The sequence below is a fragment of the Streptomyces sp. JLBJ103 genome (genome assembly GCF_058215575.1).
In genome coordinates this window covers 7,149,948-7,168,246 of sequence record NZ_CM177089.1, presented here as the reverse complement: position 1 = coordinate 7,168,246, position 18,299 = coordinate 7,149,948, and the positions used below count along the sequence as shown (strand labels likewise).

Sequence of the window (18,299 nt, the reverse complement as noted above, 5' to 3'; positions counted from 1 at the left end):
TCACGGGATGGCGAGGCGGCCCTGAGGGCCGTTGAGGAGCGGGGGGAGCGGGTCGGTGTCGGGGGATGACAAGGGTGGTTCGGCGGCGGATGGTCCGAAGCCGGGTGATGGCTACCGGGTGGAGATCGATTCGGTACAGAAGGTGCTGACGCCGCTGGAGGAGTCGGTCGTCGCCGCGCGGAAGATCAAGAAGGACTGGAAGACGCTGGCCGACAGCATCGGGACCTCCGCCGACTTCGACATCTACGACTCCTCGGAGAAGTTGCTCTCCGCCTGGGGGTTCGGCATGGGGCGGGTGGCCGAGCACGCGGACACGGTGGTGCAGACCCTCCGGCAGGTGATCGCCGCCTATATGCTCGCCGACCTGCTGCGCATCAAGGACTTCGCGCCGACCGAGGACAACATGGCCAAGCTCCCCTTCGGCGAATACGGCATGAAGGCGTGGAAGGACGGCTACCGGCCGAAGTTCGATCCACCGCCGGAGATCTACAAGGAACCGTGGCTCGACGATGACGGCACCACCGTCACCGGAGACGTGCCCACCAACCCGCGGCTTCGCTACGACGGCGGCTGGGAAGTCGACGGCGGTTCCAAGGGAGTGACCGCATGACCCAGAAGGACGCGACCGAGGGCGGCTCGACCGAGCGCATACCCCCCAACGCCAAACCCTCCGATGTCATCCCCGGCAGCCCCACCGACGTCGAAGACCTGGCCGTCAAACTCCGCGCCTACGCGGGCGCGTTCCAGGACGGGGTCGAACAACTCGACGTGCTGTCCCTGATGAACTGGACCGGTGCGGCGTCGGAGGGATTCCAGGGCGCGACGGAGAAGCTGCCCAAGGAGCTGGGCTCGGCCAAGACCTACTTCACCTCCGCCGCCAGTGCGCTGGATTCCTATGCGGGAAAGCTGCGGTCGGTACAAAAGCGCGTCAAGCCCATCATCGACGACGCCGATGACGCACGAGCGGCATCCAAGCGCTACTGGCAGCAGGTGAAGGACTACGCCGACGCGGAGGACCGCAAGGACGATCCCCTGCCGGAGAAGCCCCCGGAGGACGATCCGGGGATGGCCGCTCTGAACGCCTGCTACAAGCGCCTGGACAAGCTGGAGAAGGAACTCAACCTCGTCGTCGACACGGCCAAGCGCACACTCGACACCGCCAAGGAGAAGGCCCCGGACAAGCCCCCGGCTCCCAAAGGCGTGGACTACCTCAAGCAGAAGTGGGGGGACTTCTTCGGCGGCGCGAAGGACACCGCGCACGGGTGGTACAAGGAGTTCGAGTATCTCGTCGAGGACGGGCCCCAGGGGGCTGGGCTGCGGCTTGCGGGCATGGCAGACGGGGCCGCCTACGCCGTGGACCACCCCAAGGAGTTCGCCAAGGCCGTCGTCAACTGGGACGAATGGCAGCGCAACCCCGCCCGCGCCGCCGGACAACTCACCCCCGACCTCCTCCTGGCACTGGCCAGCGGCGGCACCGGCGCCATCCGCCGGGGTGGCAACGTGGCCAAGAACGCCGCACAACGCCTCCTCAACCGCGAACGCGCCCTCAGCCGAGACGGCAGCGCCCGCAAACGCACCGACAGCGATCCGAACAAGAACAACACCTGCAACACCGACCGGTGCACCACCGGTGAGCCCATCGATGTGGCGACCGGCGAGATGGTCATGTCCGCCACCGACGTCACCCTGCCCGGAGTACTGCCACTGGTCCTGGAGCGGCACTACGTCTCCGGGCACCCGTGCGGCGGCTGGTTCGGCCGCACCTGGGCCGGCACCCTCGACCAGCGCCTGGAGATCGACGACGCGGGCGTCGTCTACATCACCGACGACGGCATGCTCCTCACCTACCCGATCCCCGAGCCCGGTGTCCCCACCCTTCCCACCTCCGGTCCTCGCTGGCCACTTCGCTGGGACGGCAAACCGGACGGCACCTTCACCATCACCACCCCCGAACACCACCGCACCCTCCACTTCGCCCCCCTCCCGGCAGGCGGCCGGGAACTGGCCCTGACCGCGATCACCGACCGCACCGGCGAAGGCGACCGCATCACCATCACCTACGACGAGCAGGGCGCACCGACGGAGATCACCCACTCCGGCGGCTACCGCATCGCCATCGACACCGATCCGCAGCTGCTGCGCATCACCACCCTCCGTCTGCTCCACGGCGCAGAGCATCAGCACAGCACCCCCCTGATCTCATACGGCTACAGCGAAGCCGGAGACCTGAGCGAGGTCATCAACTCCACCGGACTGCCGCTGCGTTTCCAGTACGACGACGCACACCGCATCACGTCCTGGACCGACCGCAACGGCACGACCTACGCCTATGTCTACGACCATCGCGGCCGCGTCCTGCGGGGCATCGGCCCGGACGGCATCCTCTCCGGCCGCATGCACTACGACAACGGGACCCGAACCAACCGCTACACCGACTCCCTCGGCAATACCACCACCTACGTCTACAACGAGGCATACCGGGTCATCGCGGAGACCGACCCGCTGGGCAACACCACCCACACCGAATGGGACGACAACAACCGTCATCCCATCGCGGTCACCAACCCATTGGGCCACACCACCCGCTACCACTACGACGACCTCGACCGCCTGATCGCCGTCGAACGCCCCGACGGCACGAGGGCCGAGGCCACCTACGACGACCGCGGTCTGCCCCTGGAGATCCGCGAGCCGAACGGCGGCACATGGCGCCACACCTACGATGACCGCGGTGCGCGCACCTCCACCACCGACCCCACCGGCGCCACCACCCACTACACCTACAACGGGTCCGGACACCTGTCGACAATCACCGACGCACTCGGGAACACCACCCAGGTCACCACCAACGCGGCCGGCCTCCCCATGGCCATCACCGACCCCCTGGGCAACACCACCCGCGCCCGCCGAGGCCCACACGGACTGGTCACCGCCGTCACCGACCCCCTGGGCAACACCACCCGGCAGGGCTGGACCCTCGAGGGCGAACCCGCCTGGCGCGAGGGACCAGACGGAGTCCGTGAGGTATGGCAGTGGGACACCGAAGGCAACCTCGCCCACCACACCGACCAAGCCGGACACACCACCACCTACACCCACACCCACTTCGACCAGCCCGCCACCCGCACCGACCCCGACGGCGCCCACTACAGCTTCACCTACGACACCGAACTACGCCTCACCGAGGTCACCAATCCGCAGGGCAGTCAGTGGCACTACACCTATGACGCCGCGGGCCACCTGACCGCGGAAACCGACTTCAACGGCGCCACGCGCACCTACGAACGCGACGCGGCGGGCCGTCTCACCGCCCGGACCAACGCGCTCGGGGAAACACTGCGCTACACCCTGGACGCAACGGGTCGCGTGGTCGCGCAGCACGACGAGTCCACCGGCGAGGTGACGACCTACGCCTACGACCCGAACGGCACCCTCACCCACGCGTCGAACGATGCCGCACAGCTGACCCTGGAGCGCGATCCACTCGGCCGTATCCTCGCCGAAACGGTCAACGGCCGGACGGCCACGTACGGTTATGACGCAGCGGGCAACCAGAGCCACCGCACCACACCCTCCGGTCTCACCTCCGCCTGGACCTACGACCCGACGGGCCGACCCTCCACCCTCACCACAGGCGGCCACACCCTCACCTTCACCCACGACGCGGCCGGCTACGAAACCCAGCACACCGCAGGAGACCTCACCCTCACCCAGAGCTGGGACGACGTCGGCCGCCTGGCAACCCAGACCATCACCACCTCCCCCCAGGAGCGTCTGCTCCAGCACCGCGCCTACACCTACCGTCCCGACGGCTACGTCACCCAGATCCGCGAACTCACCACCGGAACACGCCGGTTCACCCTCGACCCCGTGGGGCGGGTGACGGCCGTTCAGGCACATGGCTGGACGGAGAAGTACGCCTACGACACGGTGGGCAACCAGACCCACGCCACCGCACCGGACCACCCCGCCGCCGGTGAGCGCACCTGCGACGGCGCCCTCATCCGCCACGCCGGCCGGACCAGGTACCAGCACGACGCGGCAGGCCGCCTGATCAGGAAGACCCGCAAACTCCTCAACGGCCGGACCCGCACCTGGACCTACACCTGGAACGCCGAAGACCGCCTCACCAAAGCCACCACCCCCGACGGCGAGGAGTGGACCTACACCTACGATCCACTCGGCCGCCGCACAGCGAAGAGCAGTCAGGGCGGAACCGCCCTCACCTTCACCTGGGACGCCGGCCGCCTGGCCGAACGGACCACCCACGACGGCCTGACCACCACCTGGGACTACTCCCCCGACACCCACCGTCCCCTGACCCAGGTCGACCAGGAACCGGGCTCCACCCGCTTCCACACCATCGTCACCGACCCGATCGGCACCCCGACCGAACTCATCACCCCTGACGGCCACCTGGCCTGGCAGCACCGCACCACCCTCTGGGGCACCCCCCTCCCCACCCCATCCGACACCACCACCTGCCCCCTCCGCTTCCCCGGCCAGTACGCCGACCCCGAAACCGGCCTGAACTACAACCACCACCGCTACTACGACCCCGAAACCGCCCAGTACCTCACCCCCGACCCCCTCGGTCTCGCCCCGGCACCACATCCCCGGGCCTATGTGCACAACCCCCACACCTGGCAGGACCCGCTCGGCCTCGAAGGCTGTGGAGATCCGCCGCTGCAATCGCTGCACCCGGACAGCTCACTCGACAAGAGTTCACTGGACTTCTGGCACAAACAAGACACGGAAGACATCGTCTTCTCTTTGCGGCCAGGGGCGCACGAGCCACTGATCGTCAAGCCCGACGGCACTATCATGAACGGAAACACCAGGATTGCCGTGCTGCGGTCACGTGGGTACGACGTGGATTCACTGCCTCGCGAATCCTATGGTGGAGGTCGGCCGATGACGGACGAAGATTTCTGGGACATGGACCAATGAGTGCTCGCGACCGCGTACTGGCAATTCTGGATTCGCCTGCGAGGGAGACGTTCCTGATCGCCGTGGGCCATCGGCTGGGGGTCTCGGCGCGCGAGGTTTTCACCGGTGAAGGTCCGCATCGGCTCGCGCAGGCCCAAGCCTGCAACGAAATGATGATCTCCATCTGGTCACAGCTGTGGGCCACGAAGGAATCCCAGGACAGCGGCTACCCGGACCCGGAATTCCTGTCGGCCCTGCTGAACAAGGCCGATGCGGGGGACGCGCGGACACACCTACGCCATGCGCTGCAAAGCGCTCTGCGCGCGGTGGACGACGCCGGGACATAGCCCGCTGTCAGTCCTCGGCGGGCCGACTGGCTGCGGCGGCCTTCTTGATCGCTTCGCGTATCCGGGAGTAGGTGCCGCAGCGGCAGACGTTCTCGATCCGGTCGATGTCGGCGTCCGTCGGCCGGGGCGTCTTCTTCAGCAGGGCTGCCGCGGCCATGATCTGTCCCGGCTGACAGAAGCCGCACTGCGCGACATCGCAGTCGAGCCAGGCCCGCTGTACGGGGTGCAGGGTGTCTCCGTCGGCCAGGCCCTCGATGGTGGTGACGGAGCGGTCCGCGCAGTCCGCGACGGGCACGGTGCAGGGCTGGATCTCCTCGCCGTCGAGATGGCTGGTGCAGGCGCGGCAGACCCCGACGCCGCAGCCGTACTTGGGGCCGGTGACCCCCAGCATGTCGCGCAGCACCCACAGCAGCGGCATATCGGCCGGTGCCTGGACGGTGACCCGTTTCCCGTTGAGGACGAAGGCGTAGGAGGGCATCGGTACCTCTCAGAAGTTGACCGGGAAACGGCGGGGTCGGGTACCGGTCGCCCGCGCATAGGCGTTGGCGACGGCGCCCGCAGCCGCGGGGACGCCGAGTTCACCGGCCCCTCCGGGGTCACGCCGGGAGGGCATGATGTGCGCTTCGAAGTGCAGCGGCGCGTGCCGCCCGCGGGCGTAATGGAAGTCGGAGAAGCTGCTCTCGCGGACCGCGCCACGGTCGATGTGGAGGCCGGCCCGCAGAACCGTGGAGATCCCGTCGATCGCGGTGCCCATGAGTTGAGCCTCAAGGCCGCGCGGGTTGACGGCCTTTCCGACGTCGGCTGCCATCACCACCTTGGTCACCCGGGGGTTCTTCGGATCGGTGGCGTCGATCTCGACCAGGCAGGCCACGCAGGAGCCGTACTCCTCGTGGACAGCCACGCCCTGGGCCTGGCCCGCCGGCATGGTCCGGCCCCAGTCTCCGGCGGTCGCGACCTTGTCGAGTACGGCCTTGACTGCCTTGTTCCGGAGGGTGGTGCGCCGGAACGCGACCGGGTCCTTGCCCAGGCTCTTGGCGACCTCGTCGACGACGATCTCCTCGGCCGTCCTCGTCGTCCCGGAATCCACCGACCGCCACGCGCCGAGGGGAATCGTTAGCCCGACCCCGCCCGACTCCTTCGAGACGCGTCCGAAGTTGTACAGTCCATCGTCGCTGGGGAGCGGGCCCGCCGCGGGAGTGCCCCCGGTGTGTGCGGCAGCGGCGGTGGAGGTGGTGGTGGTCACACCGCCCTGCGCGGCCGTGCCCTGCTGTGCCGAGGACTCGTTCACCGAGGCCATCGAGTGGGCGAAGGCCACCACCTTTCCCCGCGCGAGGCTCGCCCGGATCCTGTGGTGGCTGGCCGGGCGCATCCTGCCGTGCCGTATGTCGTCGCCCCGGCTCCACATCAGCTTCACCGGCACGCGTGCCTTTTGGGAGATCAGTGCGGCCTCGATCGCGGCATCGAAGTTCAACCGCCGTCCGAACGAACCCCCGCCGCGCACGACATGCACCCGGACTTTGGACTTCGGCAGTCCGATCGCCTCGGCGATGCTGTCCCGCGCGTCCATCGGCGTCTGTGTGGAAAACCAGAACTCCGCGCGGTGGGCGCGCACATCCGCCACCGCGGTCAGCACCTCCATCGGGGCGTGGCTGACGAAGGCGAACTCGAACTCGGCCTCTGTCTGCGCCGATCCGCGCGGTGGGGTGCCGAGCCGTGGCACAGCGGCCCGCAGTCGGGCCCGGATGGCGGCGTCCGACAGGGGCGCGAGCGGGCCCGGGGCCCATGTGATCCGCAGCGCGTCCCTGGCCTTGAAGGCGTGGTGGAAGGTGTCCGCCACCACCGCGACGCCTCCGGGGATCCTGACGACGGCGCGGACGCCCGGCAGGGCGCGGGCCGCCCTGTCGTCGACCGAGACGACCTTTCCCATGATCGTCGGCGGCCGGGCCACCACGGTCGGTTTCGCTCCGGCCGCCGAAAGGTCTCCGGCGTACGTCGCCTTGCCCGTGACGATGTCCCGCGCGTCGATCCGGGTCGTCGGCCGTCCGATCACGCGATGCCGGGACGGGGGCTTGGGCTTGCTCGACACGGCAGGCCGATGGATCCCGGCGGCGCTCGCGGTCAGTGATCCGTAGGTGGCCGTGCGCCCGTCCGGCGCGATGACCATCGTGTCCCGGGTGCGCAGGGTCCGGGCGGGGAGGTGCCACCGTCTGGCAGCCGCGGTCAGCAGCCTGGCGCGTGCGGTGGCGGCCAGTTGGCGGGCCGGACCGTACAGTGAGCTGACCGAACTCGAGCCGCCCGTGTACTGGTTGCCCTTGTCCCGGGCGTCGGCGAGCGGGATGTCGACGTCGACGAGCCGGGCGTCCAGCTCCTCGGCGATCATCATGGCGACCGCGGTCGTGATGCCCTGGCCGACCTCGACCCGGGGCAGCCGCACGATCACCTTGTTCGTCGCCGTGACCTGGAGGACCAGCATCTCGTCGTCGGCGCCCGTCACCACGACGCCGGACGGCTTGCGCGCGGGCTCCGGGGTACCCTCGGCGCCTTCCGCCGAGGACGTGTCGCAGCCGAGCGGTGCGGCGATCGTCAGGGTGGACGCCGCCAGCGAAGAGACGACGAACCGTCGGCGGGACAGCCGGCCGGTCTCACGGGACTGCCCGGACGCTGTCGGCTGTGGCACCCCGTCCTGGGGCGTGCCGGTGCCGGCGGCGGAAGACTCGAAACCGTCCAACAGACAACCCTCCCTGTGCGTCGCCCGCTCCTCGCATCGCGCGCCGGGCCGTTCACGTCGTGCGTACTCGGGTCCGTCCCACTGGTATGAGGTGTCTTGTTTCTTTTGGGTTGCCTGCCGAAGCGGAATTGCTGCCGCGGGAGTTGATGAGGCGGAACCCCGGCCGGATCCGGGCTCAGCGCACCAGCAGCACCTTCTTGCCACGCAGCCCCACGCTCTTGCGACCCTCCGGGAGAACAATTCGAGCCTGTGTGATGGGGTTCCCCTCGGACCACCGTCCGAAGACGACAGACGACAGACGCAAGGGACACGATCGGTGACATCAGGCTCAGTGACCCGCTACGACCGGAGCGGTGCGCAGCTGCTCGCCCTGCTGCTGGCCGGGGCCGCCCCTGGCGATGCCGGGCGGATACGCCGTCGGCTGGGCGAAGCGGAGCCCCGCTACCTCACCTGGGTGCCCCTCAGCGCGGAGGCCCGGGTGAAGGCGGCAGGCGACCCCGACGCGCGGGTACGGCGAGCCCTGGCACGGGCCAAGGGGCTCGCCGTCGACGACCTGGCCGTGCTGCTCGAGCGCCCCGACCCCGTCGTCGACCAATGCGTGTACGAGCATGCCGAGGCCCGCCCCTGGATGCGCCGTCTCATCCTCACCCCCGGGCGGCACCCCGAGCCGACCGCCCTCGCCCCGCTGCTGACCCGGATCCGCGCGACGACCCAGGAAGCGCCCGCGCTCCCCCACTTCGTGGGTGCGGCCGTGGTGAGCGACACTCCCGAGCTGGTCGAGCACGCGCTGGCCACCTGTGGCCGCGCGCTGACCACCGCCGAGCAACTGCGTGCCGTACTCGGGCTGTTCTCGCGACCCGACCGGCTGCGCGTGCTGCTCGACCCCGCGACCGGCCCGGCTCTCCTGCACCCCGCCGTTGCCGACATCGCACGCGGCGCGCTCGACAGCGACAGCGAGGGCAACGGCGACTCCGGCCGCGACCGGCTGCGCGCCGCGGTGGCCGCCGCCGAGGGGCCGGAGGGCATGGTGGCGGGGCTCCGCGCGGGCGAAGCCGAACCGGCCTGGCGCCGTAGCATCGACTGGGACGCCATCGTGACGGCTCATCGGTCCGCGCCGCTGCCGGAGCCCGCCGTCCGCGTCCTCGCGGCCCGCCCCGACTGTCCCGAGCAGCTGCTCACCGACCTGTACCGCACCCATCCCACGGTGGTCGCCGAGGTCGCACCCGCCTGCCCGGCCCTGCTGCGCGTCGCCGTCCGCACACCCGGCCACCCCGAACTCCTCCGGATCGCCGCCGGTCTGGGCCCGTCCGGCGACCGCGCAGACCTCAGCGCCCTCGTTCTCGACACCGTCACCCCCGCGCGCACAGCGGCTCGGGCTCTGCTCGAACTCGGCCCCACCGCACCCCTGCGCGTTCTTCTCCACCGACAGCTCGGCGGCGATCCGCGGCGCTGGGCCACCCTGCGCACCTCCCTGTCCCGGTACAAGGGCACCCTCGCCGACCTGTTGGCCGGTATCGCCGACGGCACGGTCCCCGAGCCCGCGGCCTCGGTCACGCCACCCGCGCTGACCAAGCCGTACCGGTTCCTGCTGTACGCCGCCGAGCCCGACGAGCTGCGCGAGCTGCTCCCGCATCTGCCCGACGAGCTGCTGCACGCCCTGCTCGGCAAGGGTTCGCTGCCGTCGCACGCCCTGCCCACCGCGCTCGCGGCGTCCGCACCCCGTGTGCGGGCCGCCATCGGCGGCAACGTCGCCCTCGGCGCGGGCGATCTGCGCCGACTGACCGAGCGCGACGAGCCGACGGTCAACGCCGCCGTGTACCGCAACCAGAAGGCCACCCTGTCCCTGCGCCGCGCGATCGCCTCCGGCGTCCCCCGCACCCCGGGCCGCACCGAGCCCGTCCCCCTCGACGCCGGGCTGCGCGCCGAACTCCTCGCCGCCAGGGAACAGTTCCGGCGCAGCCCGCTGATCACGAGCGGCGACCCCGAACTGGTCCTGCACTCCTGGGCGTGGTGGACGAGCGACAGCGCACGCCACTACTCCGTGGTCCGGGTGTGGGAACGCGGCGGCCCGGACGCCGTACGCCGACTCCTCGACCTGGGCCCCGCCGACCCGCCCCCGATCCTCGTCGAGGCGGCCGCCGCGCTGGAGCACCCCGACGGCCTGGACAGGTTCCGGGAAGGGCTGGAGCCCTACGAAGACCCCGAAGCGCTGCCCCGGGTCTTCGCCGACCCGCGCGGACGCAATGCCACCCGCCGGCTGATGCAGGAGATCGTGCACGAGCCCTATGTGTACGATTTCCCGCGCCTGATCGCCGCCCACCGCGAGCACACCTTCCAGCCCGAGCCCATCGTGGAGCTCCTCCGCCACGAGGACGTCGACGAGGCGATCCGCCAGGCACTCACCACACCCGCGAGCAACCTCGACTCCAAGCCGGTCGATCATCTGCGCGCCACGTCGTACGACGCCAACCTGCACCGCTGGTTCGTCGATGCCGTCGAGCGGGACCTGCTGGAACCCGAACGGCTCGTCGACACCGCCCAGCCGGCCGCGGCGGTCCTCACCCACCTCCACCACGACGCCGTCGGCACCCGGGCCCACCGGCACGCCGTCGACCTCGTACACAAGCATCTGGCCGGCCACTCGGAAGCGTGGGTCATCGCGCTCCACCTGGTCGGAACCTTCACCGGCTCACTCGCCGAACTGATCACCGCGGCGGCGCAGGTGGCCGGCCCCCGGCCCAACGCCGACGAACTCGCCCGCCTCGACGCGAACGCCCGGACCACCGGCCCCCCGGACCCGGCCGAGGCACCCGCACCCGCCGCGCCCGCGCTCACCCACGGCGAACAGCGGAAGCGGGAACGCATCCTGGACCGGGAAGCGGCACTCGCCTCCGCACATCTGCTCCGCACGCTCGTCGCGGGCGCACCACTGCCCACCGACCCCGATGTGCTCGATGTCCTCACCGCTACGCTCCCGGCCAGTTTCCCCGGACTCGTCCATCCCGCCTGGCTCGTGGAGGCGTGTGACCGGCACGCCTCGCCCGACACACGCCGACGCCTCGCCGAGCAGACGGCCGACCGGGCCAGGAAGGACGATCTGCTCGCCTGTCGGCAGGGGATCGTCGCACCCAGCGAGATGGTCGCCCGGACGCCCGCACGTGAGATGTCCCCGCTGCCGAACGGCTGGTTCACCCGTGGTGTGCCGGCCACTGTCGCCGTGCGTGCCGCGCGCCGACTGGTCGCCGACCGGCTCGGCACCGACCTCGAGCGGTGGCTGCGCGCGCTCGCCTCGATGGACAGCGACGGGGCCGAGCGGCCTTTCGCCGAGCTGCTCGAGCACGGCAGCGCGGACACCGTCCCCACGGTACTCACCCCGGCCGCCGCCGGACTCCTGCTCCATGCGGACACCGACGCTCTCGCTGCCGTACTGCCGCGGCTGGACGCGCGGGCCACGCTCACCCTCACCGAGCGCGCATGCACGACCAGCCATGTGCCCGACGCCCTCCTGGACCATCTGTTCGCCCACGACGACCACGCCGCGCTGCTCCTGCTGGCGCGCGGCTCCCGCCACCGGGACCTGCGTCTGCGGCTCCTGGCCGTGGACGACCCCACGATCAACGCGGCGCTGTACGGGGAGGTCCACAGCGGCGGCTCGACCGTCGAGATCCGCCGGATCATCCTCTCCCGCAGGCCCCAGGGCCGCACCGCCGAAGGGCCGGACGACCTCCTCCCGCTTGCCCCGGAGCTCCGCGAACGGCTGCTCGCACGGCACCATTTCGACAAGGGGTCGGCGAAGTACCTCCGTGTTCAGGTCGAAGCGGCCGACCCCGAACTCGTGGAGCACGCGCTCGCCTCATGGGGCAAGCGTCTTCCGCTGCCGGACCACCTTCTGGCAGCGCGCAACGCCCTTCGCCACGGCGGCCCCGACTGTCTTCGCTCGCTGATCGACCGGGGTCTGCTGAGCGCGGGCGCCGCCAAGGTCGCCACGAAGGCACTGTCCGCGCCCGCCCCGGACGCTGTTCTCACCGCTCGCCTCGACAAGGAGCTGAGCACCGATCGCCTCGTCGCCAAGCTCCGCACCTGTGGGGAGTACGAACACCAGGAAGTCCTGGACCTGCCCTACACCCGCGACTGGGACGTCCTGATCCGGGCCCACGAGCAGGAGCCGTTCCGCTCGCGGGTATGGGGCGACATCGCCCGGCTGCCGGACGCTCCGGACGAGCTCGCGCCGGCGGCGTTCGAGTACTGGTCCTGCTTCATCGACCGCACCCTGACCGACCGGGGCCCCAGCTGGGCCCGTGCGGCCATCGGGAACATCCCGAACCTGTCGATCGCGCGCAAGGAGTGGGCCCCCGTCCTCGACGCTCTTCTCGAACGGGGCCTGCTCTCCGGCAAGGAGATCGTCCACGGTGGTGCCATGGCCAACCGCATGCTCCACTACCTCGCGGAAGCCTCCGTCCGCCAGGAACTCCCCACCGCGCTCCGGGCCGCCGTCCAGGAGGCCACGAACGAACTGGCCGCCCTGGCCGGAAAGCTCCTGGGCACGGACGACGAAGCCTGGCAACGCCTCTTCGCCGCCCTGACGGGCAAGGACCCCCACTGGCCCATGCCCGACTCCCACACCACCGCAGCCGCCCTCCTCAACCACGCATCCCGCACGCCCCTCGTCCCATCGGAGTATCGGCAGGACAGTGCCTAGGGCCCGTTGCCTCCGCAGACGCCCGTCTCCCACGCCCATGCGGCGATCTCGACGCGGTTGCGTGCGGCCAGCTTCCGCTGGACGTTCGCCAGGTGCGTCTTGACGGTGGACAGCGTGACGTAGAGCTCCGCGGCCAGTTCCTCGTTGGTGCGGCCGCGGGCGACGAGACGGACGACGTCCAGTTCGCGCTGGGTCAGCGGCTCGGTCGGCCGGACCGGCCCGTTACCGGTGCCACCGCGCACCGCGGGTTCGGCCGCCGGCCGGTTGCGGTGCGGGGCCATATGCGAGAGCAGCCGGACGGTGATCGACGGTGAGATCAGGGAGCTGCCCGTGGCCGCGGCTCGTACGGCCTCCGTGAGCAGCGCGGGCGCTCCGTCCTTGAGGAGGAATCCGCAGGCGCCGTTGCGCAGCGCGGTGTAGACGTACTCGTCGAGATCGAAGGTGGTGGCGATCAGCACGTTCATCGGATCCGGCACACCGGGGCCCGCGAGCTGCCGGGTGACTTCGAGACCGTCCAGCTTCGGCATCCGGATGTCGACCAGGCAGACGTCGGGTCGCAGCCGCCATGCCTCCTCGAGGGCCGCCGCCCCGTCGGCGGTCTCCGCCACCACCTCGATGTCCGGCTGGGAGTCGAGGATCATACGGAAGGCGGCACGGAGCATGGCCTGGTCGTCGGCGATGAGGACCCGAATCGTCATGGACGACATGATTCCAGGGGGACGCCGGGCGGTCCGTGCGAGGTCAGGGTGTCAGTGGCAGGACCGCGTGGACACGCCATCCGCCGCCCGGCCGCTCCCCCGCGCTGATCCGCCCGCCGATCCCCTCGACTCGCTCGGCGAGACCGACGAGACCGTATCCCCCACCGGCCGCTCGGGCGTTCGCCGCCGCGTTCTCGCCCGTGGGCCCGCCCTGGTTCCGGTGGCGGCCGTCGTCGTTCACCGACACCTCCAGACGGTCCGGCACCTCGGGGTGCGGCGCGACCCGCACCTCGACCTGCGTCACCCCCTCCGCGTGCTTCCGCGCATTGGTCAGTGACTCCTGCACGACGCTGTAGACGGTGGTGGCGACCTCCGGTGGCACCGGGCGGTCGGTCAGGCACGCGTCGACGGTCAGCGTCGCGCGCGGCCCCGCGACCGAGAACTTCTCCGTGAGCGTGCGCAGGCCGCCCAGGTCGCCCGCGGGGCGGGTCGCCGCGGGAGTCGCGGGATCCCGCAGGACGGAGACCATGGCACGCATCGATCCCAGCGCCTGGGCCGCGGCCTGCTCGATCTGGGCCAGCATCCGGTCCCGGTCCTCGGGGCTCTGGACGTGTCCGGCGTCCGCCGTGAAGCGCGCGGCCTTGGCCTGGGCGACGATCGCCGTGACGTGGTGGGCGACGAAGTCGTGCAGCTCCCGTGCGTACTCCAGGCGTTGGGTCTGGGCCGCGGCCTCGAACTCCCGGGCCCGCAGGATGTCGCGCATGCGCAGCGCCAGTCCGAAGATGGCCGCGGAGGGTACGGCGAACACGACGAGAAGGCTGATGAACAGATAGAGGTGGTCGTCCCAGTACTCCAGACGCAGGGGGAGGACCACCGCCGCGCAGGAGGCCGCCGCGGAGAGCCCGATCGCCTTCAGGGGCCGGAGGCGCCGCGCCGCGCGGGTGACCACCAGCAGCAGCACGGCCAGCTCCACCATCCCGGGCGTGTTCTCGGGGCGCTGCCCGAGCTGGGTCTCCACGACGGTCAGCGTGAGGGACGCCGTCGCGGCGGCCGAGACGCACTGCCAGAACCAACGCTCCGGTGCGAAGAGGGCGAGCAGGGACAGCGCCCCGGTGACGACCGTCGCGGCCACCACGGCGGCGTACGGCGCGTTGCGGCCCTCGAGCACCACCAGGGTGAACAGCCCGGGAACGACGAGGCAGATGAAGGCTCGCTGGAGCGGGGAGCGGGCCAGGAACGCGGCAATCATGCAGGTCACGCTACGCCAGGCGGCTCCACATGCCCCTCGGCCGTTCGGCCGAGGGAGGTGGCTCGCCGTTCGGCTTTCCGGTGGATCCGCGGGAGCGCCGCGGCCCGGCAGCATCGGAACGGCCCGGTGAGGCGGCTGCGCAGACCGCGCCGTCCCGCCGCCCGAAACCCATGGATGCCTTCGCCGCCGCGAGGCCGGCCGTTCGACCGGTCGTGCCCTTTCGGCCGCGAACCGTCCCGAGAACGTCATGCAGGAGCGATGTGCAATGAGCCAGCGATCGGACGCCCCCGCGTCCTCCCCCAGGTTCGGTGAGGTGGTCGCCGCGGGCCACCACTTGACCAAGGTCTACGGCGAGGGCGAAACCGCGGTGACGGCGCTGGCCGGTGTGTCGGCCCAGTTCGTCTCCGGGGAGTTCACCGCGATCATGGGCCCTTCGGGGTCGGGCAAGTCGACGTTCATGCACTGCCTCGCCGGTCTCGACACGCCCACGTCCGGCAGTGCGTGGATCGGCGACACCGAGCTGGGCTCGCTCGACGAGGCCCGGCTCACCAAGCTGCGGCGTGAGCGCATCGGCTTCGTCTTCCAGTCGTTCAACCTCCTCCCCACACTCACGGCGCTGGAGAACATCACCCTCCCCTGCGACCTGGCCGGGATCGCGCCCGACCCGGAGTGGCTGCGGGAGCTCGTCAGCACCCTGGGCCTGGCCGACCGGCTCGGTCACCGACCGGACCAGCTCTCCGGCGGCCAGCAGCAGCGGGTGGCCTGCGCCCGGGCGCTCGCGTCGCGCCCCGCGATCGTCTTCGCCGACGAGCCCACCGGCAATCTCGACTCCCGGGCGGGCGCGCAGGTCCTGTCGTTCCTACAGATGTCCGCGCAGATACTCGGCCAGACGGTCGTGATGGTCACCCATGACCCCGTCGCGGCCGCCTACGCCGATCGCGCGCTCTTCCTGGCCGACGGCCGCCTCGTCCACGAGATGGCGAAGCCCAGCGCCGCCGGGGTGCTGGAGCAGATGAAGACGTTCGACGCCGGGCAGCAGGCCGTCCGATGAGGGGCGTCCCGCACTCGCCCCGCAGCCGCCCCTCGCCCCGGAGGTTCGCCATGCTCCGTACCGCCCTGCGCACCCTGCGCTCGCACCGCCTCCGGTTCGCGCTGCCCGCCCTCGCCGTCGTCCTCGGCGTCGCCTTCGTGACCGGATCCCTGATCTACGGCGACTCCGTCAGCGCCGCCCTGACCAAGGCCCGCGCCAACTCCCAGCCCGATGTGTCCGTCGCGGTGCGGCCCGCGGAGTCCACGCGGTACTCCACGTCGGACTCCCCCGACGCGGCACCCCGTCTGGACCAGGCGCTGCTGAAACGCCTGCGTGCGCTGCCCGGTGCCGCGGCGGCACGCGGGACGGTCGAGGGCCCTTCGTTCCTGGCGGGCTCGGACGACGGACTCGTCGGCGATCTGTACCGGTCCGCGGGCGTCAACTACGTCCCGGGCCCCGGGGGCAAGGACCCCCGCTACCCCCTCACCGCCGGACGCGGCCCGCGCGCCTCCGGGGAGATCGCCATCGACAAGGCGGCGGCCGAGCGTTCCGGAGCACGGGTCGGCGGCACGGTCCGGATCGTCGTGAACGGCACGGCGCGCGACGCCCGCGTCGTCGGCCTCTTCACCGCGGAGGACAGCCGCCTCGCCTCCGGCGGCACGCTCACCGCGTTCGACAACACCACCGCAATGCGGCAGTTCGCCCCGGCTCAGGGCGGCTACACGACGATCACGCTGACCGCCGCCGAGGGCACGTCGCAGGCCCAACTGGCCGAGCGGGCACGGGATGTGCTGCCGCGCGGGCTCGAAGCCGTCACCTCGGACCAGTTGCGGGGCGAGGCCACGGCCGCATCGGACGACAAGCTCACCACGGTGCTGCTCGGCTTCGCCGGTGTCGCCCTGTTCGTCTCCACCTTCCTCGTCGCCAACACCTTCACGATGCTGAGCGCCGCGCGCGCCCGTGAACACGCCCTGCTCCGCGCGGTCGGAGCCACCCGGCGGTATGTGATGCGCCAGGTGCTGACCGAAGCCGGGGTCGTCGGGGCGGTCGCGTCGGTCGTCGGCTACGCGGCGGGCATCGGCGTCGCGGCACTGCTGAGCAGCCTGTTCGGGGACACGGGCGGCGTCGTCGACGTCCCGTTGCGGATCCTTGAGCCCACGCCCGTGCTGGCCGCCCTCGGCGTCGGTGTCGCGGTCACCATGCTCGCGGCCTACGTCCCGGCCCGTCGTGCGGCGTCGGTCTCCCCCGTGGCGGCACTGCGGACGAGCCGTCCGCCCACCCCCGCGTCACTGCGCCGCCGTGGTGTCGTCGGCGTGACGGTCACCGGGCTCGGGCTTCTGCTGCTCTGGGCGGCCGCCGGGGACGAGAACATGCTCTACGTCGCCGTACCCGTCCTCCTCGTCGGCCTGATCGTCCTCACCCCGCTCATCGCCCTCGGCGTCACCGGCCTGCTCCGGACGCCCCTGAGGCGGCTGGCGGGGATCCGCGGCAAGCTCGCGGTGGAGAACGCGCGCCGCAACCCGCGGCGTACGGCGGCCACCGCGGCGACCCTCATGGTCGGCCTCGCCATGGTCACCGCCGTCACGGTGGTCGTGGCGTCGCTCAGCCGGGTGGACGAGGACGAGGCCGACCGGGCCATGGCCTCCGATCTGCGCATCACAGCCGTCGACTTCGGGGAGATCGGGACCGATGTCGCCGCCCGCGTCGCACGCCTCCCGGACGCCGCGGCCGTCACCGCCGTCGTCAACACCGACATCCGCATCTCCCGCGAGGACATGCTCTTCGCGGCGGCCGTCACCCCCGGCACGGTGGAACGCCTGGCCCCCATCACCCTTCGCGAGGGGTCGCTGAAGCGTCTCGACCACGGCATCGCCCTCGAAGAAGAGACCGCCGCGGCTCGCCACTTGAAGCTCGGCAGCCGCGTCACGGGCAACGTGGCCGGTACGGAGCAGAAGACCGCACTCCCGGTCGTGGCCATCTACGAGGGGAAGGACTTCGCGTCCGCGCTCGTCTCGCGCACCCAACTGCCCCGTACCGCCCACGGCGACCAGGCGCGCGTCAAGTCGGTCCTCGCCGACGCCGACCCCGGCCGTACGGCGGCGCTCCAGCGCGACATCCGGCGTACGCTCGACAATCCCGCTCTCCTGGTGCAGGACCGTGCCGAGGTGCGGAAGGCGGCGAGCAGCAACTCGGCCGAGTTCCTGAACATCATGTACGCCCTGCTCAGCATCACTGTCCTGATCGGCATCCTGGGTGTGGTCAACACGATGGGCATGGCCGTCTCCGAACGCGTCCGCGAGATCGGCCTGTTGCGCGCTCTCGGACTCGACCGCCGACGGCTCGCCTCCGTCCTGCGCATCGAGTCGGTGACCATCTCGCTGCTCGGGGCGGCCCTCGGCCTCGTCGCGGGCAGCGCGATCGGTGTGGCAGCCGTCCTCACCCAGCCCAGTGTGCCGCTGGTCGTCCCCTGGGGCCGGGCGGCCCTGTGCTTCGCCGCCACGGCCGCGATCGGCGTCCTCGCCTCGCTGTGGCCGGGGCGGCAGGCGATGGCGGTCCCGATGCTGAAGGCGGTGGGCACGGACACGGAATAGGGACATACCCAAAAGGGGCCGGGTACGG

10 protein-coding genes are annotated in these 18,299 nt (G+C 71.1%); 6 read left to right on the top strand and 4 right to left on the bottom strand.

Features of this window, described 5'->3' with window-relative positions:
* Positions 1-55: 55 nt before the first annotated feature.
* From AC4BEG_RS31410 to AC4BEG_RS31400, 3 genes are read left to right on the top strand one after another with little or no spacing between them, the layout of a single operon-like run.
* Entirely contained in the window at positions 56-610 is a 555-nt protein-coding gene (locus AC4BEG_RS31410) for a hypothetical protein (RefSeq protein WP_490701988.1), read from the top strand.
* Complete coding sequence (locus tag AC4BEG_RS31405) at positions 607-4,950, top strand: DUF6531 domain-containing protein (protein ID WP_490703041.1); 4,344 nt, start codon at positions 607-609, stop codon at positions 4,948-4,950. Before AC4BEG_RS31410 ends, AC4BEG_RS31405 begins: the two co-directional genes overlap by 4 nt.
* Complete coding sequence (locus tag AC4BEG_RS31400; RefSeq protein ID WP_490703040.1) at positions 4,947-5,276, top strand: hypothetical protein; 330 nt, start codon at positions 4,947-4,949, stop codon at positions 5,274-5,276. Before AC4BEG_RS31405 ends, AC4BEG_RS31400 begins: the two co-directional genes overlap by 4 nt.
* A 7-nt stretch (positions 5,277-5,283) precedes the next feature.
* On the opposite strand, the gene AC4BEG_RS31395 is transcribed toward AC4BEG_RS31400, so the two are convergent.
* Both AC4BEG_RS31395 and AC4BEG_RS31390 read right to left on the bottom strand, forming a co-directional pair.
* Positions 5,284-5,754: a (2Fe-2S)-binding protein gene (locus AC4BEG_RS31395; protein WP_490703039.1), complete on the bottom strand. Its 471-nt coding sequence runs from the start codon at positions 5,752-5,754 to the stop codon at positions 5,284-5,286.
* A 9-nt stretch (positions 5,755-5,763) separates the two neighbouring features.
* Positions 5,764-7,908 (bottom strand): xanthine dehydrogenase family protein molybdopterin-binding subunit, encoded by a 2,145-nt coding sequence (locus tag AC4BEG_RS31390; RefSeq protein ID WP_490707267.1) that lies wholly within the window; start codon positions 7,906-7,908, stop codon positions 5,764-5,766.
* Between the two features lie 412 nt (positions 7,909-8,320).
* Here AC4BEG_RS31390 and AC4BEG_RS31385 point away from each other — a divergent pair, with 412 nt between their 5' ends.
* Positions 8,321-12,703, top strand: a complete 4,383-nt coding sequence (locus AC4BEG_RS31385) for a hypothetical protein (protein WP_490703038.1) — start codon at positions 8,321-8,323, stop codon at positions 12,701-12,703.
* On the opposite strand, the gene AC4BEG_RS31380 is transcribed toward AC4BEG_RS31385, so the two are convergent.
* Together AC4BEG_RS31380 and AC4BEG_RS31375 are read right to left on the bottom strand one after the other, a co-directional pair.
* Positions 12,700-13,410: a response regulator gene (locus tag AC4BEG_RS31380; protein WP_490703037.1), complete on the bottom strand. Its 711-nt coding sequence runs from the start codon at positions 13,408-13,410 to the stop codon at positions 12,700-12,702. The genes AC4BEG_RS31385 and AC4BEG_RS31380 overlap by 4 nt on opposite strands.
* 34 nt (positions 13,411-13,444) lie before the next feature.
* Positions 13,445-14,650: a sensor histidine kinase gene (locus AC4BEG_RS31375; protein WP_490703036.1), complete on the bottom strand. Its 1,206-nt coding sequence runs from the start codon at positions 14,648-14,650 to the stop codon at positions 13,445-13,447.
* Between the two features lie 265 nt (positions 14,651-14,915).
* Here AC4BEG_RS31375 and AC4BEG_RS31370 point away from each other — a divergent pair, with 265 nt between their 5' ends.
* Together AC4BEG_RS31370 and AC4BEG_RS31365 are read left to right on the top strand one after the other, a co-directional pair.
* The gene (locus AC4BEG_RS31370) at positions 14,916-15,701 is read left to right on the top strand and encodes an ABC transporter ATP-binding protein (RefSeq protein WP_490703035.1); all 786 of its coding nucleotides are present in this window, start codon (positions 14,916-14,918) and stop codon (positions 15,699-15,701) included.
* Positions 15,702-15,751: 50 nt separating this feature from the next.
* Positions 15,752-18,271 carry an ABC transporter permease gene (locus AC4BEG_RS31365; protein ID WP_490703034.1) on the top strand — a complete coding sequence of 840 codons (2,520 nt, stop codon included), beginning with the start codon at positions 15,752-15,754 and terminating at the stop codon, positions 18,269-18,271.
* Positions 18,272-18,299 lie beyond the last annotated feature (28 nt).